This window comes from Arthrobacter sp. 179, assembly GCF_052379645.1.
Classification (GTDB): domain Bacteria; phylum Actinomycetota; class Actinomycetes; order Actinomycetales; family Micrococcaceae; genus Arthrobacter_H.
On the sequence record NZ_JBQSYU010000033.1, the window covers coordinates 1 to 24,184 of the forward strand.

Annotated in this window: 23 protein-coding genes; 10 read left to right on the plus strand and 13 right to left on the minus strand. The window is 68.2% G+C overall.

All coding sequences use genetic code 11. The features are described 5' to 3' along the window. Positions 1-242 precede the first annotated feature (242 nt). Positions 243-2,111: an ABC transporter ATP-binding protein gene (locus ACT3UE_RS14735; RefSeq protein ID WP_444566947.1), complete on the minus strand. Its 1,869-nt coding sequence runs from the start codon at positions 2,109-2,111 to the stop codon at positions 243-245. A 101-nt stretch (positions 2,112-2,212) separates the two neighbouring features. Between ACT3UE_RS14735 and ACT3UE_RS14740 the strand changes: the two genes are divergently transcribed. After that, on the plus strand, positions 2,213-2,719 hold the full coding sequence (locus tag ACT3UE_RS14740) for a MarR family winged helix-turn-helix transcriptional regulator (protein ID WP_444566948.1): 507 nt from the start codon (positions 2,213-2,215) through the stop codon (positions 2,717-2,719). 39 nt (positions 2,720-2,758) lie between these two features. On the opposite strand, the gene ACT3UE_RS14745 is transcribed toward ACT3UE_RS14740, so the two are convergent. Both ACT3UE_RS14745 and ACT3UE_RS14750 read right to left on the minus strand, forming a co-directional pair. Further along, complete coding sequence (locus ACT3UE_RS14745; protein ID WP_444555573.1) at positions 2,759-3,100, minus strand: carboxymuconolactone decarboxylase family protein; 342 nt, start codon at positions 3,098-3,100, stop codon at positions 2,759-2,761. 136 nt (positions 3,101-3,236) lie between these two features. Continuing rightward, positions 3,237-3,812 carry a DUF488 domain-containing protein gene (locus ACT3UE_RS14750; protein WP_444555574.1) on the minus strand — a complete coding sequence of 192 codons (576 nt, stop codon included), beginning with the start codon at positions 3,810-3,812 and terminating at the stop codon, positions 3,237-3,239. 154 nt (positions 3,813-3,966) lie between these two features. Here ACT3UE_RS14750 and ACT3UE_RS14755 point away from each other — a divergent pair, with 154 nt between their 5' ends. Beyond that, a complete protein-coding gene (locus ACT3UE_RS14755; RefSeq protein WP_444555575.1) occupies positions 3,967-4,920 on the plus strand; it encodes an oxidoreductase in 954 nt (317 codons plus the stop codon). Positions 4,921-4,952: 32 nt separating this feature from the next. Here ACT3UE_RS14755 and ACT3UE_RS14760 read toward each other — a convergent pair whose 3' ends face one another. Both ACT3UE_RS14760 and ACT3UE_RS14765 read right to left on the minus strand, forming a co-directional pair. Continuing rightward, positions 4,953-5,459, minus strand: a complete 507-nt coding sequence (locus ACT3UE_RS14760) for a GNAT family N-acetyltransferase (RefSeq protein WP_444555576.1) — start codon at positions 5,457-5,459, stop codon at positions 4,953-4,955. 66 nt (positions 5,460-5,525) lie between these two features. Next, the gene (locus tag ACT3UE_RS14765; protein WP_444555577.1) at positions 5,526-7,259 is read right to left on the minus strand and encodes an SIP domain-containing protein; all 1,734 of its coding nucleotides are present in this window, start codon (positions 7,257-7,259) and stop codon (positions 5,526-5,528) included. Positions 7,260-7,336: 77 nt separating this feature from the next. On the opposite strand from ACT3UE_RS14765, the gene ACT3UE_RS14770 reads away from it, so the two are divergent. Both ACT3UE_RS14770 and ACT3UE_RS14775 read left to right on the plus strand, forming a co-directional pair. Then, positions 7,337-8,155, plus strand: coding sequence for an MBL fold metallo-hydrolase (locus tag ACT3UE_RS14770; RefSeq protein ID WP_444555578.1), 819 nt, complete (start codon positions 7,337-7,339; stop codon positions 8,153-8,155). A 250-nt stretch (positions 8,156-8,405) separates the two neighbouring features. Next, positions 8,406-9,209 (plus strand): SDR family NAD(P)-dependent oxidoreductase, encoded by an 804-nt coding sequence (locus ACT3UE_RS14775; protein ID WP_444555579.1) that lies wholly within the window; start codon positions 8,406-8,408, stop codon positions 9,207-9,209. A gap of 90 nt (positions 9,210-9,299) precedes the next feature. On the opposite strand, the gene ACT3UE_RS14780 is transcribed toward ACT3UE_RS14775, so the two are convergent. From ACT3UE_RS14780 to ACT3UE_RS14810, 7 genes are all read right to left on the minus strand, one after another. Beyond that, on the minus strand, positions 9,300-10,778 hold the full coding sequence (locus ACT3UE_RS14780) for a S8 family peptidase (RefSeq protein WP_444566949.1): 1,479 nt from the start codon (positions 10,776-10,778) through the stop codon (positions 9,300-9,302). A 264-nt stretch (positions 10,779-11,042) separates the two neighbouring features. Then, on the minus strand, positions 11,043-11,798 hold the full coding sequence (locus ACT3UE_RS14785) for an iron ABC transporter ATP-binding protein (protein ID WP_444555581.1): 756 nt from the start codon (positions 11,796-11,798) through the stop codon (positions 11,043-11,045). Continuing rightward, the gene (locus tag ACT3UE_RS14790; protein WP_444555582.1) at positions 11,795-12,862 is read right to left on the minus strand and encodes an iron chelate uptake ABC transporter family permease subunit; all 1,068 of its coding nucleotides are present in this window, start codon (positions 12,860-12,862) and stop codon (positions 11,795-11,797) included. Before ACT3UE_RS14790 ends, ACT3UE_RS14785 begins: the two co-directional genes overlap by 4 nt. Then, positions 12,855-13,841, minus strand: coding sequence for an ABC transporter permease (locus ACT3UE_RS14795; protein WP_444555583.1), 987 nt, complete (start codon positions 13,839-13,841; stop codon positions 12,855-12,857). The genes ACT3UE_RS14790 and ACT3UE_RS14795 overlap by 8 nt, the downstream gene beginning before the upstream one ends. Before the next feature lie 15 nt (positions 13,842-13,856). Further along, positions 13,857-14,831 carry a siderophore ABC transporter substrate-binding protein gene (locus ACT3UE_RS14800; RefSeq protein ID WP_444566950.1) on the minus strand — a complete coding sequence of 325 codons (975 nt, stop codon included), beginning with the start codon at positions 14,829-14,831 and terminating at the stop codon, positions 13,857-13,859. Positions 14,832-14,989: 158 nt separating this feature from the next. Next, positions 14,990-16,306: a permease gene (locus tag ACT3UE_RS14805; protein WP_444566951.1), complete on the minus strand. Its 1,317-nt coding sequence runs from the start codon at positions 16,304-16,306 to the stop codon at positions 14,990-14,992. Continuing rightward, positions 16,303-17,070, minus strand: a complete 768-nt coding sequence (locus tag ACT3UE_RS14810; RefSeq protein ID WP_444555586.1) for an ABC transporter ATP-binding protein — start codon at positions 17,068-17,070, stop codon at positions 16,303-16,305. Before ACT3UE_RS14810 ends, ACT3UE_RS14805 begins: the two co-directional genes overlap by 4 nt. Positions 17,071-17,420: 350 nt before the next feature. Here ACT3UE_RS14810 and ACT3UE_RS14815 point away from each other — a divergent pair, with 350 nt between their 5' ends. The 5 genes from ACT3UE_RS14815 (at position 17,421) to ACT3UE_RS14835 (ending at position 22,701) form a co-directional block, all read left to right on the plus strand. Beyond that, on the plus strand, positions 17,421-17,960 hold the full coding sequence (locus tag ACT3UE_RS14815) for an AMIN-like domain-containing (lipo)protein (RefSeq protein ID WP_444566952.1): 540 nt from the start codon (positions 17,421-17,423) through the stop codon (positions 17,958-17,960). Between the two features lie 79 nt (positions 17,961-18,039). Then, positions 18,040-19,017 carry a PhzF family phenazine biosynthesis protein gene (locus tag ACT3UE_RS14820; protein ID WP_444555588.1) on the plus strand — a complete coding sequence of 326 codons (978 nt, stop codon included), beginning with the start codon at positions 18,040-18,042 and terminating at the stop codon, positions 19,015-19,017. A gap of 37 nt (positions 19,018-19,054) precedes the next feature. After that, the gene (locus ACT3UE_RS14825; RefSeq protein ID WP_444566953.1) at positions 19,055-20,584 is read left to right on the plus strand and encodes a DHA2 family efflux MFS transporter permease subunit; all 1,530 of its coding nucleotides are present in this window, start codon (positions 19,055-19,057) and stop codon (positions 20,582-20,584) included. Positions 20,585-20,610: 26 nt separating this feature from the next. Further along, positions 20,611-21,324 carry a TetR/AcrR family transcriptional regulator gene (locus ACT3UE_RS14830; protein ID WP_444555590.1) on the plus strand — a complete coding sequence of 238 codons (714 nt, stop codon included), beginning with the start codon at positions 20,611-20,613 and terminating at the stop codon, positions 21,322-21,324. 108 nt (positions 21,325-21,432) lie between these two features. Further along, entirely contained in the window at positions 21,433-22,701 is a 1,269-nt protein-coding gene (locus tag ACT3UE_RS14835; RefSeq protein WP_444566954.1) for an acyl-CoA dehydrogenase family protein, read from the plus strand. On the opposite strand, the gene ACT3UE_RS14840 is transcribed toward ACT3UE_RS14835, so the two are convergent. Further along, positions 22,691-23,467, minus strand: a complete 777-nt coding sequence (locus ACT3UE_RS14840) for an alpha/beta fold hydrolase (RefSeq protein ID WP_444555592.1) — start codon at positions 23,465-23,467, stop codon at positions 22,691-22,693. The two genes, ACT3UE_RS14835 and ACT3UE_RS14840, sit on opposite strands and share 11 nt — an antisense overlap. Before the next feature lie 281 nt (positions 23,468-23,748). Between ACT3UE_RS14840 and ACT3UE_RS14845 the strand changes: the two genes are divergently transcribed. Next, a complete protein-coding gene (locus ACT3UE_RS14845) occupies positions 23,749-23,919 on the plus strand; it encodes a hypothetical protein (RefSeq protein WP_444555593.1) in 171 nt (56 codons plus the stop codon). The last annotated feature ends 265 nt before the right edge of the window (positions 23,920-24,184 follow it).

A 24,184-nucleotide genomic window follows, 5' to 3' on the forward strand; every position in this document is an offset into this window, starting at 1 on the left:
CCGTCCATCCAGCGCGACCGGAGCCCGCCCCTGCGAAGGACCGCGGCGCGCCCCGGGCGTCGGCCCGACTGCCAGTTGCCTCCTACGGTCCGCACAGCCGGCTCCCAGCCGGCGCTCCTAGGCTGGGGAGTACCTCAAGATGGTGCGAGTGATGAAAAGGCCCTTGGAAACCAGGCTGGGTTTCCAAGGGCCTACTCATGTCCCGGACCGGCCCCAGGCCGCGCCGCGGGCCCACCCGGCGGCTACCACGAGCCAACCGGCCCGCTGTCCTCCAGCCGCAGTTCGTCGGCCGCGGCACGGACCCTCAGCAGGCGGGCGAACGGGCCATCGGCCGACCGCAAGTCGGCAGGGCTCCCCCGTTCGACGATTCGCCCCGCATCCAGCACCACCAGCTGATCGGCCCGCTCCACCGTGGAGAGCCGGTGCGCGATCGTCACCGTGGTCCGTCCCTCCGAAAGCCGGTCCAGGGCGGCCTGGACCTGGGCCTCGGTCGTGTTGTCCAAGGCCGAGGTGGCTTCGTCCAGGACCAGGATCCGCGGATTGCGCAGGATGGTCCGGGCAATCGCCAGACGCTGCTGCTCCCCGCCGGAGAACCGGTGTCCCCGAGCCCCGACGATCGTCTCCAGCCCGACCGGCAACGCGGCGATCAACTCATCGATCCGCGCTGCCTCGAGGGCCGCCCACAACTGCTCGTCGGTGGCTTCGGGGGCCGCCAGGCGAAGGTTCTCCCGGATGGAGGCGTGGATCAGATAGGACTCCTGGGAGACGACCCCGACGATCCGGGCCAGGTCGGCGGGGGCCAGGTCCTTCACGTCGACCCCGTCGATGGTGATGCGCCCCGCGCTCGCCTCGTGCAACCGCGGGACGAGGGCCCCGAGGGTCGTTTTCCCCGACCCCGTCGCCCCGACGATCGCCGTCGCGGTCCCCGCGGGCACCACCAGATCGATATCGGCCAGGGCCCGGGATTCGCCGTCGTACGAGAACCCCACGCCTTCGAAGCGCAGTTCCCCGCGGACGGTGTCGGAGTCGATCCGCACGGGGTGATCGGGGGCGGTGATCTCCGGGACCAGGTCGAGGTATTCGAAGATCCTGCTGAAGAGTGCCATCGCCGTGACCCATTGGACCCCGACGTTCAGCAGTCCCATGATCGGGCGGAAGATGGTCGACTGCAGTGCGGTGAAGGCGACGATGGTGCCGATGGTCATCCCGCCGGTGGCGGCCGGGAAGCCGCCGGCGAGGTAGATGGCCGCGGGGATGGCCGCGAAGACGATCTGCATGGTGGCCATCCGCCAGCGTCCGGCCAGTTGCGAGCGCAGTTCGAGCCCGATGAGCCGGTGCGAGCTGGCGGTGAAGTCCGCGGCGTCGCGTTCGGTGGTGCCCAGCGTCTTGGCCAGGCGCACCCCGGATACCGAGAGGCCCTGTTCGACCTGGGTGTAGAGGTTCGCCAACTCCGCCTGGCGGTCCGCGGTGATATCGCGTCGCAGCAGGGCGACCCGGCGGCTCAGGAAGACCGCCGGCGGGATGACGATGAGCGAGAGGATGCTGAGCATCGGGGACAGGGCGACCATGGCGATGGCCGTGGCGACGGCGGTGGTCAGGTTCGTGGCGATGGATGTTGCCGTGGTGGTCACCACCGATTGCATTCCGGCGATGTCGCTGGTGAGCCGCGACTGGATTTCTCCCCCGCGGGTCCGGGTGAAGAAGGCCAGGGACTGGGCCTGGAGGTGGGTGAACATGCCGGTGCGCAGGGTGTGCATGACCCGTTGGCCCATGTCGGTGGCCATCCAGGTCTGCACGACGCCGATCAGGGCGGTGATCGCCGCGATGACGACCATGGCCCCGGCCAGCCAGGCCAGCAGCGGGACGTTTCCGTCGAGGATGGCGTCATCGATGATGCCGCGGATCAGGAACGGTTGGGCCAGGCCGGCCACCGACGCCACGCTGATGAGCAGCATCAACACGGTGATCATCTTCCGGTGCGGGGCGAAGAGCCCGGCGACCCGGCGCAGGCTCACCGGATGGCGGGCGAGCTGGTTGCGGTCATCGGCGCTGATCCTGCCGGGGCCCCCACGGCGGGGGGAGGGTGGTTCTGGAGTCCGTGCCGGTTTCATCGGCAGCACCTCCTGGGTTGAAGAAGTCGCCCGGGATGCCCGGCAACTATGCAGAGGTTACCTCATTATGTGGGAGGATCGCAAATGGGTACACTGAGGGCATGACCGCTGATGCGCCCCCCGGCCTGACCGAAGATCCCGATCTCGGCGACCTCTTCCACGCTGCCTTCCGGGGGCTCCGTCGCCGCTGGACGCACGAATTGGCCCCCTTTGAATTGACCCCGCACCAATGGCGGGCGCTGAATACGCTGGCTCGCGGGTGTGGACCCTGCCCGCCCGAGGTCCGGGGGGCGGGGGGCGGCCCGGAGGCCGGGCTGCGGCTGAAGGCACTGGCCGATCTGCTGCGGATCGCCCCGCGGTCGGCGACCGAAGTCATCGACCAGCTCGAAACCAAGGAGCTGGTGGAACGGGCGCCGGACCCGCTGGACCGCCGGGCCGTACTGGTCCGCCTCACCGCCGACGGGCAGGAACTGCGCTCCAGGATCCACCAATCGCGTCGCAGGCAGTCCACCGAATACTTCGGCCGGCTCGATTCCGGCGAGCGCGATGAGTTGGCCCGCCTGCTGGGCGTCCTGGCCGGGGACGAACCGGTGGCCCAGCACCGCTAGGGCGGACCCCGGCGGCGTCCACCGGCCCGGTGCCGCCGGTCAGTGCTGGTGGGGGACTTCCCCGATCGCATGCAGGGCGATGGTGGAGTGCGCGAAGGCGCCGCCGGCCCGCATTTCTGCGGCCACCCAGATGGCTTCCATGATCTGCTCGGCCGTGGCGCCCTTGCGCTTGGCGAGTTTGCTGTGGCCTTCGATGCAATAGGGGCATTGCGTGACATGGGCGACGGCGACGGCGATCAGTTGTTTGGTCTGCTCGTCCAGGGCGCCCTCGGCGAAGACCGCCTTGCTGAAGTCCTCGAAGGCCTGCGTGGCGTCCGGGGTCAGTTCCTTGCGACGTTTGGCCACCGCAGGGGTGGCCTTGGGGAAGAGATCGTCTGACATGGTGGGGTCCTCTCCTAGGGTGCGGCTGGCGCCGACACCTCCGCACCCGTTGCGCACGGGGATGACCACCAACCGGCTCCGGGCTCCACTGCTCCGCGGGGCCCTCTTTCACTGTAGGCAGGTGGCACGGATAAAGTCACTGCCCCGGTGCCGGGTAGGTCACCACGCCGTCGTCGTGCACCCTCGGCTCGGCTCCCCACCGGCCGAGTTCATGCTCGGTCGGCTTCGCGGTATTGGATAGGTGCACCACCGTCCACCCCCGGGCGGCGAGCACGTTGGCGATGAGCAGCCGGTGGCAACGCCAGGGCATCGGCTCCCCGCACAGCACCACGACCCGCCGGTCCCGGGCCCACCGCATCAGCCGCTCCAGGCCCGTGGCGAACTCCTCGGTGAGCGTATGGTCCGCATAGTTCTTGAAGCTGGCGTTCTGCCACCCGGCGTTGACCCTCGGGTCGATGCCATGCTGCCGCGGCCTACGGCCTCCCAGTTCGGGCACATGGTGGTATTCGATGCCGATGTCGGCCAACCAGGCAGGCATCTGATCCGCATCGAATTGTGGGCTCCGCCGCGATCCGGGCATCTTGCGCACATCGGCCAGCAATTCGATCCCGGCCGATTCCAACGTCTCGGCCACGACCTCCGGCGGACAGGTCCAATGCCCCAGGGTCCAGATGGTCCCCGCCGCGTTGCCGTTGGATGGTTCCGCTGCCATGCCTGCCCGCCCTTCGCCTGGATGCTCCCCTCCTTCAGGATGCACCACAGCACGGGCGGTTGTCGCCCCGGGATCGCCTGCGGGATCGAGGGGCAGGTCCTGCCCGGGCCCTAGACTGGGGCCGTCCATGTGAGCCGACCAGCAGGAGGAGCCCATGCCGCGCACCAGGTCCTGGAGCACCACCGATATCGGCGATCTCACCGGCACGACGGCGGTGGTCACCGGCGCGAACAACGGCCTGGGGCTCGCCACCACCCGGGAGCTGCTCCTGCATGGCGCCCACGTCGTGATGGCGTGCCGGGATCCGGGCAAGGGGCGGGCTGCCGCCGACCGGCTGAGACCGGAGCTGCTGGCCTCCGTCGGCGAGCTGCGCACGGAAGTCATCCAGCTTGATCTGTCGATCCTTTCCACGGTCCACTCATTCGCCCGGACGGTGCTGACCACCCACGAGCGGTTGGATCTGCTGGTCAACAACGCCGGCATCATGATGACCCCGTATGGGCTGACCGCCGAGGGGTACGAACTGCAATTCGGCACGAACCACCTGGGCCATTTCGCCTTGACCGGCCTGCTGCTGGATCTCCTGGCGGCGGTGCCAGGCTCCCGGGTCGTGTCGCTGTCCAGCCTGGCCCACCGGGGCGGGCGCATGGATTTCGACGATCCCCTGTTCGAAGAGGGTGGCTACACCCCCGTGGCCGCCTATAACCGCTCGAAGCTGGCCAACCTGCTGTTCACCGACGAGTTGGATCGGCGTTTGCGGGCCGCCGGCCAGGAAACGATCGCCGTCGCCGCCCATCCGGGAGTGGTGGGCACCGACCTCTTCGGCCATGTCTTCGACCGGCCCTCCCTGCGTCCGGCCCGGGCCCTGTTCAACGCCGTGATGCCCCGACCGGCCCAGGGGGCCCGGCCGACGTTGCGTGCGGCCTCCGATCCGAGCGCCCGCGGCGGGGAATATTACGGTCCAGGCGGTCCCGGGGAGTGGCGCGGGGCGCCCCGCCTCGCGCAGCGGGCGGAGGCGGCCCGGGATCCGGCGGCCGCCGGCCGGCTGTGGGAGCTTTCCGAGGAACTGACGCAGGTCAGGTACCTGGACGCACCGTCCCGGCCCTGATTCCCAGGGGCTGGTTCCCCGGCGGGGGCTGATCAGATGAGCGGCAGCGTCAGGCCCAGCTCCACCACACCGGGGCGGTCGGGAACCTCTTGGTGTTCCCCGGTTTCCAGGAACCCCTGGCGCCGGTAGAACTCGTGGCCGCCATGATTCCCTGCGACCACCCACAGATCCAATCGTCCGGCATCGGCCCGGCGGGCCCAGCCGGCAGCGGCGGCGACCAGTTCCCGGCCGACGTGCAGTCCGCGCACCGCCGGATCAACCCACATGCCGATGAGTTCACAGCCTCCGGTCCCCGGCCGCAGGACCGTTCCCGCGAGTCCGTCAGCCAGCTGCGTGGCGAGGCCGGTCGAGAGCGGGGACCAGGCCAGGAACCAGTTGCTTTGTTCCGCCCGTTCACGCCAGCGCTCCTCACCGAAAGCGGACTCGCGTTCCCACGTGGAGCTGAAGAGCGACGGCGCGTCCGCCAGTGCCCGGAGCCGCACCGCACGCAGCGCCTGCCAATCCTCGGTCATGGCCCGGCGGACCTGGGTGTGCATCATTCCCATATTTTCCCACGGCGGAAGTCAATCCCGTCCTGCGTGACGAGCCACGACGCGGATCAATCCCTAGGCTTCGGCCCGGCCCGCACGCCAATACCCCATGAAGGAGACCTGCTTGCGGTCGATTCCAACCTCACGGACCAGATAACGACGCAACGATTTGATGACCCCCGCCTCGCCGGCGAGCCAGGCGTAGAAGGGTTGGCCGGCTCCGGCCGTCGTCTCCCACAGGATGCCCTCGTCGACATCCACGTCCTCCAACTCGTCACCCGGGTCCACGGCACCGGCCCCCGGGAGCGCGATCGCCGAACGCACGGCCGTCTCCAGCAACGTGCCCGGGGCCTGCATGCCGCGCGGAAGCCACTGCACGGCAACCCCTGAACGGGTGAAGGAACCCTGGATGTCCTCGACGGACGGGACCTCGATGAAGGCGTCCCCGGTGATCCCCGGGGGCAGTGATTCCAGGATCGAACAGATCGCCGGGGCCGCCGTCTCGTCGCCGGCCAGCAGGATCCGTCGCGCCTTGCCGGGCCGGAATTCGATACCCCCGTAGTCGGGCCCGCAGAGCGCCCGATTGGGTCCCAGGATGATGACGTCGTCGCCGATGGCGGCCTCCGCCGCCCAGACGGAGGCCGGCCCGCCGACCAGGACGCCGTTTTCCCGGTGCACGTGCAACACGAAGTCCAGATCGAGTTCCGGGGTCGGCCCCGCGTTGCCGGGATGGCCTGCAGGGCGGAAGGAACGCACCGTATAGGTGCGCATGGATCCGCGCTCGGCGGGGTCCCGGGCCAGCCAGGTCCGGTACCAGCCGGCCGAATCCTCCGGGGTGATCCGGCCCCCGGGGGCCAGATCGGCGAAGAGCGTGCGCAGGCGGGCCACGGATTCCTCGCCCGCCGGCGGCACCAGGACCTTGATCCGCAGGTCCAGTGGATGCCCGCCGGTACCGAAGTGTTCGAGTTCCGGCCCGGCCAGGGTCAGGCGGCGGAACCCGGGCCCGAGCTCCTGGACGTCGACGACCTCCAGGCTGAACGCCAGCGTCGGGCAGACGTCCACGGCGGGGCGGGCCACGGTGGGGACGACCACGGATTCCAGGGGAGTCTCCGGCCTCGGGCGTGGTCCGGCAGGCTGCCTGGTGGGCGGTGGCCCGGCTCGGCCGGTGTCGGGGCGGCGGAACCGGTGGCGTCCGATCGGCACCATCAGGGGCGTTCCGGCCACCGGGTCGGGAATCACCCGGGCCCGGAGTCCGAAGACCTCGTGGACCAGTTCGGTCGTGAGGATCTCCGAAGGGCGCCCGGCGGCGATGATGCGTCCTGCCACCAGTGCGAGCATCCGGTCCGCGTAGCGGGCCGCCAGGCCGAGGTCGTGCAGGACCATGACCACGGTCGTCCCGCACCGGCGGTTCACCTCGGCGATGGCGTCGAGGACCTCGAGCTGCCCGGCGATATCGAGATGCGCCGTCGGCTCGTCCAGCAGCAACACCTCCGATCCGCGGGCCAGCACGTCGGAGATCCGTGCCCGTGCGGCGCTGGCTTCATGGCCCCCGGGGGTCTCCGGCAGCAGGGACAGGATGCTGGCAAGGTCATCGACCGGGTGGTCGTGCAGCTCGGTCGAACCGATCCTCACGGTTCCGGAATCCGGTTCCTGCGCTCCGGCCAGTCCGCGCAGCAGCGTGGATTTGCCGGCGCCGTTGGGGCCGATGACCACGGTGATCTCCCCGACCGGGATCTCCACGCTCAGGTCGGTGAGCATGGCGCCGGAAGGGTGGGACAAGGACAGGTTCTCTGCCGTCAGGCTCTGCATGTGTTCCTTGGGTTGAAGGGGGTTCCCACGAGGTCGTGGCGGGGGAAACGTCGTCTCGGCTGCCCTAGACTGTCGGCATGCCACAGCCGACGCCTTCCCCCATCCAGCACGTGAGCTCCTGCGCCGATCTGATCACGGCACCGAATCCCGGTCCGATGACGTTGGAGGGCACCAATTCCTATCTCCTGCATGCCGCAGGAGCCGGGACCGGCCCGGTGGTGGTCGTGGACCCGGGGCCCGCCGACGAGGACCATCTGCAGGCCCTGGCCGCTGCCGGACGCGTCGAGCTGGTGCTGATCACCCACCGCCACCCCGACCACACCGAGGGCATCGACCGCCTGCACGAACTGACCGGGGCCCCGGTGCGGGCGGCCCTGGCCGACCATTGTCGGCAGGCCCCGGTCCTGGGCGATGGGGAAGTGATCACCGCGGCGGGGATCAGGGTCCAGGTCGTGGCCACCCCCGGGCATACCTCCGATTCGCTGTGCTTCCTGCTGCCCGACGACGGACCCCACGGTTCGGTCCTGACCGGCGACACCATCCTGGGGCGTGGGACGACCATCCTGGACTTCCCCGACGGAACGCTCGGTGACTACCTGGCCAGCCTCGATGTCCTGTCCGGATTCGGCTCGGCGCTCATGCTTCCGGCCCACGGCCCCACGCATCCGCAGCTGGGTACCGTCATCGAGCAGTACACGGCCCATCGGCTCCAACGTCTCGAGCAGGTCCGTGACGCCGTGGCCCGGCTGGCCGCCGCTGATCCCTCCGGCCGGCCGGGGACGGCCGAGGTCACGGATCTGGTCTATGCCGACATCGATCCCGCGGTGCGCGGGGCCGCAGAGCATTCGGTCAAGGCCCAGCTGCACTACTTGTCCGGGACCACCCCGGCCCCCTAGGCCCCTACCCACCGGCACGTGGCTCAGTTCCCCGGCAAGACGGGGTCCTGCCCCTGAAGCAGCGTGAATCCACGATGGTCTCCCTGACGATCCTTATCCGGGACACCCCCGGAAAATCCTGATGTAGTTAGGCTAGCCTTGGTGGTCGGTATTACACAAAGTTCTAGTGCCCTATTGTGCTCCGGTGACGATTTCGCCTCACCCGCGCAGCCTCCTTGGACTGAATCGCACGCCCCGCTACAGTCAAGGCATGGCCAGTCCCACACAGCACCCCGAGACGCACTACTCCGCCCAGCCGACCGTGACCGCGCTCATCACCGGAGCCACCTCGGGACTCGGCGCCGAGTTCGCCCGGCAACTGGCGGCCCAGGGGTACTCCCTGGTCCTCGTGGCCCGTGACCAGCAACGACTGGATGCCACCGCCGAGAGCCTCAGCGCCCGCTACGCCGTCCAGGTGCAGACGATCAGCGCCGACCTCGTCACCGAGGCCGGCGTCCAGCAGGTCGCCAACCGGCTGGCCGACTCCACCAATCCGGTGACCACCCTGGTGAACAATGCCGGATACGGAATGGCCGGGAACTTCGCCGACAACGACCTGGCCGAGGAGCTGGCCCATGTCGGCATCCACGTGCGCACCCCGTTGATCCTCTCCCACGCCGCCCTGCGGGCCATGGCGAAGATCGGGGGCGGGCGGATCATCAACGTCGCTTCCGTCGCCGCCTTCACTCCTCGCGGCACCTACTCGGCGTCCAAGGCGTTCCTGGTGAACTTCAGTCGGTGGGCCAATGTCTTCTACCACGACCGCGGAATCTCGGTCACCGCCATCTGCCCCGGATTCGTGCACACCGAATTCCATGACCGGATGAAGATCGACAAGAAATCCATCCCCTCCTGGTCGTGGCTGGAACCCGAAGAGGTGGTGCGCAGCGGGCTGACGGACGCCATGGCCGGCCGTTCGGTGTCCATCCCCAGCACCAAGTACAAGATCATCACCTTCCTGGCACGGGTCGCCCCGGATGCCCTCGTGGCCCGTCTGGCCCAACGCGGCCGCTGAGCCGACACGTCACCACCGGTACGACGGCAAGCTGGCCGGGACACCGTGATGACGGTGTCCCGGCCAGCGGATTGCAGGTCCTACCGTGGATTAGTACCCGAGCGAATACAGGGTCTGCCCTGCATCGACCAGGCCGGCCCCACAGCCACCCGAGCAGCCGCCGGGCATGGCGCGCGTCCCCGCCTTGAGCGAGGATTCCACGGATGACGGGCTCATGTTGGGACTGTTGGCGCGCATCAGCGCCACCACACCGGCAACATGCGGGGCAGCCATCGAGGTGCCCTGGAACTCGGCGTAGGCTTCACCGCGCGGGGTCGTCCGTCCGGAGTTGATCGTGGACAGGATTCCCCCACCACGGCTTGAGGTGTCGCCACCGGGGGCGGTGACGTCCACGGACGAACCGTAGTTGGAGTAGAAGGCCCGCGAGCCGGACTTGTTGCTGGCCGCGACGGTGATCACGTTGTTGCAGTTCGCCGGCCGGGAGTTGGCGGCATTCTGCGATTCATTGCCGGCGGCCACCACGACGGACGTCCCCCGGGAAACGGCCGAGTTGATGGCGTTCTGGTAGGTGTAGCCGCATGCTCCGCCACCACCGAGGGACATGTTGATCACATCAGCCGGGTTGGGGTTGGACGGAATGCCCGAGACGTTCCCACCCGAGGCCCAGACGATCGCGTCGGAGATATCCGAGAGCGAGCCACCGCATTTGGCCAGCACCCGCACCGGGACGATCTTGGAGGTGGGGGCGACCCCGGCGACTCCCTTGCCGTTGTTCGTCACCGCGGCGACGGTGCCGGCGACGTGCGTGCCGTGCCAGGAGGAGTTGCTGCCGTTGGCCGAACCACATTCACCGGGGTTGACCCAGTCGCCCTCGTCGGCGGGGTTGGAGTCGCGGCCGTTTCCGTCGCGGGCCGCGGAGGCATTGGAGACGAAATCGTAGCCGGGCAGGATGTTCGCGTTCAGGTCGGAGTGGCTGGTGATGCCGGTATCCAGGACCGCGACCACGGCCCCGCTGCCGGTGGAGTAGTTCCACGCGGATGGCGTGCGCATGCCGTTGGACCCGTGGAAGTCCCACTGTTGCCCGTAGTGGGTGTCGTTGGGGGTCGCCGCGATCGTCATCATGGCATCCGGTTCAATGGAGTCGATGGTCCCGGTCTTGGCCGCGTCGAGCATGAACTGCTTCGCCTCGGCGGTGGAGAGTTTCTCGTTCGTCTGCAACACGTGGCCGCCGGTGGCGGTGGGGCGCAGTTCATTCACTGAGACGCCGGCTTCCTTGGCGGCGGGGCCCATGGAGTTCACGCGGGCCTGCTTCGTCGCGGAACTCGCCGAGTCCTTATAGGAGACGATGAACTGGTCGTAGCTCGTCCCGGATTCCAGGGCGCCGGTCGCGGCCTGGGCGGTGTTCGCGTCGGCGGCGACCGCGACGGTGTTCGAGACCGTCGGCCCGGACGTCGGTGTCGCGGCGGTGGCCGGCAGGCCGGTCAGCCCGCCGATCAGCGAACAGGATCCTACGAACGCTGCCGTGGACAAGACCACTGCGCGGGTCAATCTGATGGGTTTCTTACCCATGTTGCACTCCTTGCTTCGTTTTTCTGTGGTGTGCCCGGCAGCTCGACCTTGAGCCGATCCGGGGCACGCTACGGATGATAAGCACGAGTTGACCATATTTGAAAGTCTTGTTTGAAAACTGATAATTAGATATTCAAATGGAGTGTTTACAGTTCACAAATATTGTGATTGTCAAAGATCCGTCCACCGCTGAGCCTGCCGCGGCATCATCGCGATGCCGGGCCGGGGCCCTTGTTTACGCAAGTGCGGGAGAAACCCTACCGGTCAGTAGTAGACGGCCAGCGGGCCGCGGGGCCCCTCGATGACTTCCACGGGGGTGTCGAAGACCCTGCTGAGCACGGCGTTGGTCATGATCTGCTCCGGGGGCCCGAAGTCGACGACCTGCCCGTCCTTCACGGCGCAGATGTGGTCGGCATAGTGTCCGGCGAAGTTGATGTCGTGGATGACCACCACGATGGTCCTGCCCAGTTCCCGGGCGGCACGGTGCAGATGTTGCATCATCTGCACCGAATGCCGCATGTCCAGGTTGTTCAGCGGTTCGTCGAGCAGGACGTATTCGGTGTCCTGGGCCAGCACCATCGCCACGTAGGCGCGCTGCCGCTGGCCGCCGGAGAGCTGGTCGAGGTAGCGGCCCTCCAGTTCGCGCAGATTCAGGAAGTCGATGGCCTGGGAGACGACCTGCTCATCGACCACCGTCAGCCGGCCCCGCGAATGCGGGAACCTGCCGAAGCCGACCAGTTGGCGCACGGTCAACCGGGTAGTGAAATGGTTCTCCTGCCGCAGGATCGATACGATCCGGGCCAGGTCCTTCGAGGCCGAGGTGGAAACGTCGTAGCCGGCGATTTCGATGGCCCCCGCATCCAGGCCGAGCAGGCGCCCGATCATCGTCAACAGCGTCGATTTGCCGGCACCGTTGGGGCCGACCAGGGCGGTGATGCCCCCGACGGGGATCTCGAAGCTGACCGGCCCGATCTCGGTGCCGTTGCCATAGCTCTTGCGGACGTCGTTCAGCGTGATCACAGCCGACCCTTTCGCAGGATGAAATACAGGAAGAGCGAGCCGCCGATGACTTCGATGATGATCGAGACGACCCCCTCGGCGTAGAAGAGGTTCTTCATGATGAAGTAGGCCCCGGACAAGGTCACGAACCCGATGAGCGCGGCCACCGGGAAGACCAGGCGGTGGTCGTGCGTATCGGCGATCTGGTACGCCAGGGTGGCCACGAGGAAACCCAGGAACGTCATCGGGCCCACCAGGGCGGTGGAGGTGGCCATCAGCAGGGAGACCAGGAACAGGGTCCGCATGACCATGCGCCGGTGGTCCAGCCCCAGGTTCATCGTGGTGTCCCGGCCCAGGGCGACGACGTCCAGGTTCCGCGAGTTCGCCCACAACAGCACCCCGGCGACCAGGCACAGCGGGATCGCCACCGGAAGGTACCCGGCGTCGGCGTTGGAGATCGACCCGAACAGCCGGGCGGTGAGGACATCGAATTCGCTCGGCGAGAGCAGACGCTGCATGAACGTGGACACCGACGCCAGTCCGCCGCCGATGATGATGCCGATCAGCAGCATGACCTGGATGTTCGCGTATTTCCCCGAGAGAAGCCAGCCGTAGAGCGCCAGCGAGAGCCCCACCATGACCACCACCTGCAGCACGAATTGCGGCAGCCCCTGGACCGCGGTCACCCCGGCGGCCCCCAGGAAGAACACCGCAGCGGTCTGGACCGCCACATACAGCGATTCGAAACCCATGATCGACGGGGTGATGATGCGGTTGTTCGTCACGGTCTGGAAACTGACGGTCGCCATGGCCTGGCAGCAGGCGACGACGAGCATGACCACCACGCTCGTGCCGCGCAGTTCGGCGATCCGCCAATAACCAGACGAACCCGCGGGCATGGGGTTGTCCCAGATCAGCAGTCCGCCGCCGAAGCCCACGGCCAGGAGGGACAGCACGGTGACCACGATCAGGTACCGCCGGCGCGCCCGTCGGGTGGGAAAGGCGGAGGAGTTGCGCGGGGGCCCCTCGGGGCCCCGGCGCCGGGGGGAGGCAGCCAGCCGTGGAGGGGAAGCGGTATCAGCCATGTCGACGCTGCCTCAACAGGAGGCCGATGAAGACCACTGCCCCCACGATCCCCAGGATCAACGACACGGGAACTTCGAAGGGCATGATGATCGTGCGTCCGATCAGATCGCAGACGGTGACGATGCCGATGCCCAGCAGGCAGACCCACGGCAGGTTCCCGCGCAGGTCGTCCCCGCGGAACATGGAGACGATATTGGGCACGATGAGCCCGAGGAACGGCAGGTTTCCGACCACGACGGTCACGATGCCGGTGGCCACGGCGATCAGTCCGGTGCCCAGCAGGATGATCCGGTTGTAGTCCAGCCCGACGTTGGTGGCGACCTCTTCGCCGAGCCCAGCCACCGTGAAGCGGTCGGCCACCCAGAAGACGGCGGCCCCGACCAGGGCCACGATCCACAGCACCTCGTATTGTCCGCGCAGCACCGAGGTGAAGCTGCCGGCGAACCAGATGCCCAGGCTCTGGAGCATGTCGGTCTGCAACGCGATGAACGTGGATATGGCTCCGACGACGGCGCCGAGCATGATCCCCACGATGGGCACCGTCAAGGAGGCCTTGAGCGAAACCCTGCGCAGGAAGAGGAAGAACACCATCGTTCCGATGAAGGCGGCCACGATGGCCCCGATCATCTTGGCCATGATGCCTGCTCCGGGAGCGAGGATCATCACCGTCAGCAGGCCCAGTCCCGCCCATTCGGTGGTCCCGGTGGTCGTGGGCTCGACGAACCTGTTCTGGGTCAGCAGCTGCATCACCAGCCCCGACATCGCCATCGCGGCCCCGGAGAGCACCAGGGCCATGGTGCGCGGGATGCGCGTGATGGCGAACATCCTCCCCCCGTCCTCGGCCCCGAAGATGTCATAGACCCCGGTCAGCAGGGAGAACCCGAGCAGGGCGACGACGACGGCGACGCCGACCAGAAGGGAAGGCTCGAAGAGCCGGCCTTTCCGGCCGACGCCGCGTCCGGTGGTGCTGGTGGTCATGGGTGCGCGCCGCGGCTAGCCCTCGAGGGCGTCGGCGAAGGTGTTGAGGAACTCGGTATAGGTCTGGATCCCCTCGTTGGTGTAGGTGTCGGCCGGCATGTAGATGACGTTGCCATCCTTGACCGCGGTGACGTTGCCCAGTGCGTCCGAAGAGGTCAGCAGTTCGTTGGCCGGCTGGTAGTCGGCATCGTCGGCGGCGATCGCCGCATCGCGGTCCATGGCCAGGATCCATTCCGGATTGGAGTCGGCGATCGCCTCCACGGAGATGTCGTCCCCCTGGTGGTCGTCGCTGGCGTCGTCGACTTCCAGTGCCGGGGTCAGGTCCAGCATGTCGAAGACCGGCCCGAGGGTGCGTCCGTTGGAGGGCGCCGAGTAGCCGATGTCCCCGCCCGAGGTGATGACCGCCATGACCTCGTCGCTGTCGTCGTAGGCGGCCTTTGCCCGCTCGATGGCGGCGTCGAAGTCGTCGTTGATCTTTTGTGCCTCGTCCTGCTTGCCGAAGACCTCGCCGAGCACCTCGGTCTGGCGTTTGAGCTCGGCGTCGAAGGGTTCGTCCTCGCGGGGGTCCAGTTCGAGGATGGTGGCATCGGGGACGAGCGAGGCGAAGTCCTCGTGGTACTGGGCGAAGCGCTGGCCATTGACGATCAGATCGGGTTCCGCGGCCACGACGGCTTCCAGATCCGGTTCGCGGTGGTTGCCCAGATCCACGATGGAGTCATCCTTCGTGTAGTCGATGGTTTCCGGCATCAGGGCCACGGCCCCGGCGGTCAGTTCCACGCCCCAGTCCGAGAGGGTCTCGAACGTCCGGTTGTCGGTGGCGACCACCGAGGACGGCGGATTAGGCACCGTCTGCGTTCCGTTGTTGTCTTCAACGCTCACGGTGCTGGCGTCGGAAGCCGTCGATGAGGCGTCGGAGGATCCGCCGCAGGCGGTCAGAGCGAGGGCCGAAGCGCCCAGTAGCGCTCCCAGGCGCAGTTTCAGGGAGGACATATGTTCCTTCGTGTGAGGCGGCCCGTGCGGGCCGTTGAATGGGACTTCGGTCCAACTTAGCCCACCCTGAGTAGATAACGCAAATTGAGCCTGATGTTATTCTCGTCACCTTTTCCGGGTTGCCGGGCTCCGTGTTTCCGGGTAATACGCGGGCCCGTTCAGGAACTGTGTAAAACCAGTCGTGCGCCGGCCAATGCCACGGAGGCCCGGACCGCCACCACCCCGGCGGCCAGGGTCCCCACCACGACGAGGATCGTCAGCGGGGACAGGACCAGGGCGACGCCGACCAGGGGCAGCAGCAGGATCCCTGCGATCAGGGCCGACCCCAGGCACACCCACAGCAACGGCCCCATCACCGCACGGACCCGGGCCCGGTCCATCGTGGCGGCATCCATTCCCAGCCGGCCCAGGTTCACATAGAGCTCCCGGCGGTCCAGCGTCTGGGCGCACTGGTTGATCACCGCCGAGCAGCAGACGCCGATGAAGGAGACCAGGACCGTCACCACCACCCCCGTCAAGATGTCCTGGGCCAGGGCCCGGTCCCCGGCCGCGGACTCCTCGGTGACCGAGGCCTTCATCAACGCGGCCCCGGACCCACCCAGCACGGCCACGAAACTGGTCATGGCCACGGCCGAGACCTGCCGCCACGCCGCCGCCGGGGATTCGAGGATCATGCGCGCGGCCAGCAGTCGTTCGGGGGTTTGTGCCCGTGTGAGCGAATGTCCGGCCAGCAGCCGCACCGCCCAGGGGCCCACGATGTTCAGCACCGCCAGCACGGCGGCGAAGGCCCCGATCAGCACCGCGATCATGAGCGCGAAATCCCGGAATGCCGAGAGGAACTGCAGGGCCGTGAACGCCGTGACGATGACGACTCCGGCGATCAGCGCCCGGATCCACCGTGCGCCCGGTGCTGCCGCGCGGGTCCGCACACCCAGCGGGGAGACATTCAACCGGCGCAACCCGACCACCGCGGAGACCACCCCCACGGCGACGACGGCCAGCGCCAGCAGGGCGATGGCACCGACCGGCATGAACATCGCCGCGCCGATCGCCTGCCCCCGGAAATGCAGCAGCCCCACCAGCGGGGCCCCGAGCAGGTACAACACCACCCCGCTCAGGACCCCGGCGAGCGCGACGGCAGCGGATTCGATGACCGTGACCGCGGCGGCGAGCGCGGGGGTGCCGCCCAGGAGGCGGACGGTGGCCAGCCGCTGGTCGTGGGAGCGGGCCGATAGGCGCGCCGCCGCAGCACCCAGGACCGCCAACGGCACCACCAACAAGGCGACGGCGAGACCGGCCAGCACCAGATAAAGCCCACTGAGTTCGTCCTGCACGGCGGTGAAGGACCATCCCCCGGCCGCCACGAGCATCAGCAGGGCCGCGGTCAGGGCGTAGGCGGAGGCGGTGAGCAGCTGGGGTCCCAACCGTCCGCGGACCGGCCGGCCCAGCAACCACGCCAGGGAGAAGGCCTTCATGCCCGGGCCCCCGGACGGGCCGCGGAGGCATCGGCATCGTGCCGGATCCTGCCGTCGAGCAGGTGGATGATGCGGTGGCAGCGCGAGGCCACCTCCTGGTCGTGGGTGACCATGACCAGGGTGTTCCCGCGGCCGATGGTGGCCTGGAGCAGGATCTCGAGGACCTCTGAGGAGGTGGCGGAGTCCAGGGCGCCGGTCGGCTCGTCGGCGAAGGTGACCGTGGCCCCGGTGATCTGGGACCGGGCGATGGCCACCCGTTGGGCCTGTCCCCCGGAGAGCTGGCCGATCCGACGTTCCTCCAGGCCCGCCAGCCCCAGTGCCTGAAGCCATTCGGCGGCATGGGGCACCGCGGTCGACCGGGGGATGCCGGTGATCATCAGGGCCATCGCGACGTTCTCGACGGCGGTGAGTTCGGGGATGAGCAATCCCGATTGGAAGACGAACCCGAAGCTCTGCCGACGCAACCGGGAGCGGGCCCCTTCACCCAGCGCGGTGATGTCCACGGCGCCGGAGGCCCCTGCCGGATCACGGAAGTGCACGGAGCCGATATCGGGGGCCTCAATGCCGGCCAGGGTGTGGAGCAGCGTCGATTTCCCGGAGCCGGAGGGCCCCATGATGGCCACGGACTCCCCCCGCCGCAGCTCCAGGTCCAGGCCACCCAATGCGTCGGTGGCGCCGAAGGCCTTCTTCAGGTTGATGGCGGAGAGGACGCCGGGGGCGGATCGGAGCGCCTCGTCCTCGGGGGTCGGTGTGTTTTCAGGCATGGATCCAGTCTCCGGGCCCACCGGGGTCCGGCGGATCAACCGCTGAGATGAACCTTCGACGGCCCCCTCCTACCAGGGTCTGATGCCGGGCCCGGCGCGGGGGGGCCGGCCCGGGAGGGCCGCCCCCCCCGGGATCCCTGATCGTGATCCGGCTGTCCGCTGCGCGGATCCAGCCCGTTCCACGGACCCGAAATGCCGCCGTTTTGACGCCTTAACGGTGCTGATTCCCTTCCTTTTCCACTCCCGCATCACATTGGTGCACCAAAGTGAATAACCACTTCCCCCGGTCTCGTCCCGGGCGCATCATGGAGGCATCATCCACCGCAACATTCCTGGGAAGGAACACCATCATGAAGGCCATCAAAGCCGGCCTGGCCGGCGCACTGTTGGTCGCGGGCCTGGGGTTGGCCCCCGCACTTCCTGCCGCAGCAGCCACCACCGCACCGTATTGCGGCATCACCTGGGGTTCGCTCGCCGACTCCCACGGGTCTTCCTCCTCGGCCCGGGTCACCGGGGTACGCACCGGGGAGCATGCCTGCTTCGACCGGCTCGTCGTCGATCTGAAGGGCAAGGTCAAGGGATACGACGTCAAATACGTGAACGCCGTCCGCACCGAAGGCCAGGGCCGGCGCGTGCCGCTGACCGGCGCCGCCGATCTGCAGATCCTCGTGGCCTCACCTGCCAGCACCTCCTACGCCCCCGCCCACCGCACGAAGGCAGCCGACGTGACCGGCTACCGCACGTTCGGCCAGGTGGCCTATCTGGGCAGCTTTGAAGGCCGGAGTTCCTTCGGACTCGGCGTCCGCGCCCGCCTGCCCTTCCGCACCTTCGTCCTGGACGGGCCCGGCACCGGTTCACGGCTGGTCATCGACGTCGCCCACCGGTGGTGATGTTTTCGATGCCCGCAACCGTACGTCACGAAGCCGGCGGGGGCCTTCTCCGCCGGCTTCGGTGTGCCACCATGGCGCAATGCCCCAACGCCAGTTCCGCCAAGTCGACGTCTTCACTTCCACCCCCTATCTGGGCAATGCCCTGGCCGTCGTGCTCGATGCCGACGGCCTGGATGAGGAGGCCATGCTGCGTTTCGCGAACTGGACCAATCTCGCCGAAACCACGTTCGTCCTGCCCCCGACCGACCCGAGCGCCGACTACCGCGTGAGGATCTTCACCACCACGACGGAACTGCCCTTCGCCGGGCACCCCACGCTGGGTACCGCCCACGCCTGGCTCGAGGCCGGCGGCCGCCCCCGCCGCCCCGGGGTGGTCATCCAGGAATGTGCCGCCGGACTCATCGAGGTCCATACCGGGGACCGTGACGGGCAGGGCCGGCACCAGTTGGCCTTCCTGTCCCCTCCACTGCGCCGTACCGGCCCCCTGGAAGACGATGTCCTGGAGTGGGCACTGGCCGGATTGGGGCTGCGCGCCGCAGACGTCGTGGCCCACCAATGGGTGGCCAACGGCCCGCAATGGGCGGTGCTGATGCTCCACGACGCCGAGGCGGTATTGGCCGTGGAACCGGATTTCGTGGCACTGGAGGGCCTGGAGATCGGGATCATCGGCCCGCATCTGGTCCCTGCCGTTGAGGCGGTGCCCGCTGCGCGGAGGGACGGGGAACGCCCGAAGGGCACCCGCGCCGAACTCGAACCGCTCCTACCGGCCGATGACTCCGCCGCCTTCGAAACCGCGGTGCGGCCCATCCCTGCCGACTTCGAGGTCAGGGCCTTCTGCCCGGGCGAGGGGATGCCCGAGGACCCGGTGACCGGAAGCCTGAATGCGGGCATCGCCCAGTGGATGATCCCGGCAGGACTCGTCGCCCCCTCCTACACGGTGCGCCAGGGGACCCGGCTGGGACGGGCCGGACACGTCGGGCTTTCGGAGCACGACGGCGGCATCCGCGTCTCGGGGGACGTGGTCACCTGCATCGAGGGAACGGTGTGCTGGGACTGAGCCGACACGGGCCCGGGCACCGGAGTATCCTCTACCGGTGACCAACCCCCAAAGACCTGCCCCGACCGCCCCCGACGACCGCGCCGCCTGGTCCGCGCTCTGGGCGCTGGTCATCGGCTTCTTCATGATCCTGGTGGACTCCACCATCGTCGCCACCGCCATGCCGGCGATCATGCGCGGCCTGGACACCGGCATCAACGGCGTCATCTGGGTCAACAGCTCCTACCTGCTGGCCTTCGCGGTCCCGCTGCTCGTGGCCGGGCGGCTGGGCGACCGCTTCGGCCCGAAGAACCTGTACCTGATCGGTCTGGCCCTGTTCACCCTCTCCTCGCTGTGGTGCGGCCTGTCGCCGAGCATCGGCATGCTGATCGCCGCCCGGGTGGCCCAGGGGCTGGGCGCGGCCCTGCTGACCCCGCAGACGATGACGTTCATCACCCGCATGTTCCCGGCCGAACGCCGCGGTGCACCGATGGGCGTCTGGGGCGCCGTGGCCGGGGTCGCGACCCTCGCCGGGCCCATCCTCGGCGGCGTGCTGGTGGACACGTTGAACTGGGAATGGATCTTCTTCGTCAACGTCCCCGTCGGGGCCCTGGCCATCTGGCGGGTCTGGCTCAAGGTCCCCCAGCTGCCCCGGCACAGCCGCAACTTCGATCTGTTCGGCGTCGCGCTCTCGGCGATCGCCATGTTCCTGATCGTCTTCGGGATCCAGGAGGCCAACACCTACGACTGGGGAACGATCATCGGTCCCATCACCGTATGGGGCCTGATCATCGCGGGGCTGGTGGTGCTGGCCGGATTCATCGTGTGGCAGCGCTTCAACCGGCGCGAACCCCTGGTGCCGTTGGGCCTGTTCCGCAACGTGAACTTCTCGCTGGCCAATGTCGCGATCACGGCCATGGGCCTGGCCATCATTGCGCTGAACTTCCCGATCATCCTCTACCTGCAATCCGTCCGCGGCCTGAGCCCGACGCTTTCGGCGTTGATGATCGCCCCGATGGCGATCGTCTCGGGGGTGCTGGCCCCCTTCGCCGGCAAGCTGACCAACCGGATCGACCCCAAGTTGTTGGCCGTTCCGGGGTTCCTGCTCTTCGGCGGGGGGATCGTGGTCTACGGGCTGATCCTCAGCCCCGACATCCCGTTCTGGGTGTTGTTGCTGCCCCCGGTGGTCATGGGCATCGGCAGTGCCGGCATCTGGCCCTCGGTCTCGTTGACGGCCACCCGCGATCTGGGCCAGGCCACCGCCGGGGCAGGTTCCGGGGTCTACAACACGACCCGCCAGGTCGGCTCCGTCCTGGGGTCGGCCCTGATCGCCTTCCTCATGGAGGCCCGCATCAGTGCCGAGTCCAGCGCCGTGCTGGCCGGCACGGACCGCGCCAGCGACGGCTCCTCCGCCACCCCGGCCGGAGCGGCGGCCACCATGGGCCAGGCGGTCCCGGATTTCCTGCACGGCGCGTTCTCCACGGCCCTGGGCCAGTCCCTGCTGCTGCCCGGACTGGTGGCGATCTTCGCGGCACTGGTCTGCTTGTTCTTCCAGCCCCCGGCGGGGCGGAAGGCCAGCCGGCGGTGAACGCCGGCCGTGCTAGATTCACCGGCATGGACCACACAGCCACCGTTCCCGAGGAAGCCCTGCGACTGCTGGTCGAACGCGGGTTCGATGCCACCAGCGTGGACCAGCTGGCGGCGGTGCTGGGGATCAGCCGCAGTACCTTCTTCCGCCGTTACCTCTCCAAGGAGGACATGGTCTTCGCGGACATGGACACCGTCATCGACGGGGTCCATCGCGAATTGGCGGCCCCCGGACGCCGGCTGGCCGACCGGCTGGCCGCCGCCGCCCTCTTCGTATTCGATCACCACACCGGCCGGCCCCGGGCCTCGCTGCTGCGCTTCGAACTGCTGCAGGAGGTTCCCGCCCTGCGCGACCGGGAACTGGTCAGCACCCATCGCTATGAACGGGCCTTCCGTCGCGGCCTGCGCGCCGCCCTGGACGTGGACCCGGGCCTGGACGACGTCAACCTGGCGATCACCTCCTATGCGGCCTCGGTGGTCGCGGTGCACAACGCGTTCCTGCGCAGCTGGCTGAACACCTGCGATGCCGGCCTGCGGTCCGGACTCGTGGACGAACTGGCCCAACTGGCTGCCCTGCATCTGCCCCGGCTGCAGGAACAGACCCCCCCAGCGGGGGCGCCCCCGACCCGGCCGGAGGTCGTCGTCACGGTGTCGAACAGCGGCACCGACCCCGAGCAGATCGTCGACGCCGTCCGCCGGGCGCTGGATCAACAGCCCGGGCGGACCCCACCCACCGCCTGACACTGAGTGTCTTGACCTGAACCTCGGTTTCATGGATGCTGGTACGGATCGATTCCCCGTGACCGGCGCCACCTCCCAGTGCCGGCCACGCAACGCCGAAGGACACCCGTGAGCACCTCAGAAACCGCCTCCCCCCACCCCGGACACGACACCCCGATCGCCGAATTCCCGCTCGGTGTCGTCGAGCCCGACTATGAGCTCTGGGGCGAGGTCGACGTCGACCCCACCGGCCTCTTCGGCGCCGAGGACATCCCGGCGGAGGACCGCGCCTACTGGGACCGGGCCCGGCGCTTCGGCCTGGACGAAGTCCGTCCAGAGATCGACGACTACTGGGACCGTGCCGACTTCCCGTTCCATCTGGCCACCCGACTGGGCGAACTGGATCTGCTGCGCGACGGCATCGACGTCGACGGCCACCCGGCCATGAGCACGCTGGCCGCCGGACTGGTGAACATGGAACTCTCCCGCGCCGACGGGTCGGTCGCCACCATCGGGGCGGTCCAGTCGGGCCTGGCGCTGCGCTCGGTCGCCTTCTGCGGCTCCGAGGAACAGATCGCCCACTGGGTTCCGAAGCTGGCCCGGGCCGAGGTCCTGGGTGCCTTCGCCCTGACCGAACCCACGCACGGCTCCGATTCGGTCTCCCTGGAGACCCGGGCCACCCGCGTGGACGGCGGCTACGTCCTCAACGGTGAGAAGAAGTGGATCGGCAACGGCTCCACCGGCGGCATCACGGTCGTCTGGGCCCGCGACGATGAGGGCAACGTCCGCGGTTTCATCGTCCAGCAGGAGTGGGAGGGCTACACCGGGACCACCATCGAAGGGAAGCTGAGCCTGCGCGCCATCTGGCAGGCCCATATCCGCCTGGAGAACGTGTTCGTCCCCGACACCCATGTCATGCCCGGCGCCAACTCCTTCAAGGACACCGCCAAGGTCCTCTTCGCCACCCGGCTGGGAGTCGCCTGGTCCGCCGTCGGACATGCCATGGCCTGCTACGAATCAGCCGTGCAGTACGCGACCCAGCGCACCCAGTTCGGCCGCCCGCTGGCCGCCGCCCAGGTCGTGCAGGAACGCCTGGCCCGCATGCACTCGGAACTGGCGACCATGCAGCTGATGGTCATGCAGATGACCCGCCGTGAGGAGCGCGGAGAGCTCACCGGCCCGCAGGCCTCCCTGGCGAAGTACACCTGTACGCGCACCGCCCGCCAGATCGCCTCCAACGCCCGCGATCTGCTCGGCGGCAACGGCATCCTGCTGAAGAACAGGGTGGCCCGCCACTTCGCCGACATCGAGGCCATCCACACCTACGAGGGCACCGAAACCGTCCAGGCGCTGATCATCGGCCGCTCGATCACCGGGCTCTCGGCCTTCAATAAGTAGCTTCACCCTGCAGGAACGGGAGCAGCTGGGCCAGGACCTCGTCGACGGCAGCCAGCGTCGAGCCGTGGGTCCTGCCCTCCAAGGGGACGAACCGGGCCGCCGGCATCAATTCCGCCGCGGCCCGGGAGTCGAGGTAGCGCCGGCGGTCCCGGGTACCGGCGAACAACAGGGCCGGCAGCTCGAGCGAGGCGACCACCGATTCCTCGATCCCCGCTTCGATTTCGGTGCGTTCGAAGTAGGCGTGCAGGGCCCGGGCGTCGTTGTTCATGAAGGCGAACCGGGTCTGCGGATCCAGCTGCTGCCCGTCGACGAAGGCCTGCATGCCGCCGGTGCGCAGGGCCTGGAGATAGCCTTCGAAGAACACCTCGGCGATCTGGCCGCCCTGCGCCTTGAACGTCCCCCCGAGGCTCACGAGCTTCTCCACCCGGCCCGGGGCTGCGGCGGCCAGCGAAAAAGCGACGCGCGCCCCGAAGGAATACCCCATGATCACCGCACTGGCCAGCTGTTCGGCGTCGAGCACGGCCACCACGTCCCCGACCAGCAGATCCATGGCGTAGTCCTGCGGGCGGTGGGGTTTGGAACTGCGGCCGTGTCCGCGGAGGTCGATCCGCACCACGGTGAACCCCTCGAGGCCCTTGACGTAGCCCAGCCCGCGCCAGATCGCCCGCGATAGCGCCGAACCGTGCAACAGGACGATGGCGGGGCCCTGCCCTGAAATGTCGTAGGAGATGGTGCTTCCGTCCCGGGGATTCTGCGTCTCAGCCATCCCCACAGGCTATCGGGCGGCCCCGCCGGGCCGGCCACCCGTGATTCACACGGGGCTCTTCGGCATTTTCCAGCGAACGCCAAGCTTTGGACCTTATTGTTTTTAAGTACCTCTTGAAGGTGCGAGTGATGAGAGCACCGGCTGGACCATCGATGATTCCCCCCAACTATCGATCCAGTCGGTGTTCATCTCGTTAAGCCCCGGCCCGGGCGCTGACCTCGACACCTCGTGGTTTCAGGACCAGACTGATGGCATAGGCCCCGTCAACGAGGGAGGATGCCATGAGCGAGAACACCGAGGGACTGTCCACGGGCGGTCCGGACGCCAAGCCCGAGAGCGCCGAGGAAGCCGCGAAGAAGGCCCGTCGGGCACAACACGATCACGACGACGCGCGCGTCGACGAGTGGGAGGAGGAGTCCTTCCCAGCCTCCGATCCGCCGTCGAACTACTGAGTGGCGACACTCCCACCGAGCTGACACGGGGCGCACAGGTGGTTCCAAGTTTCGCTGGTTAAGCTGAAGGAACCTTCTCAAAGGTGCGAGTGATCAGAAGCACCGGTTATAGCGGTTTGTCGCCTCCTTGTCCGCTATGGCCGGTGCTTCACTCTTTTAACGTCTGCCGCTCAATCGCGTCCGCGCTGGTTCCCACCCCGGCGGGCCCCACCAGATGCCCCCGGCTGAGGGAGCTCCCCGCGACGACAGGGAGGTGGTGGCCCCG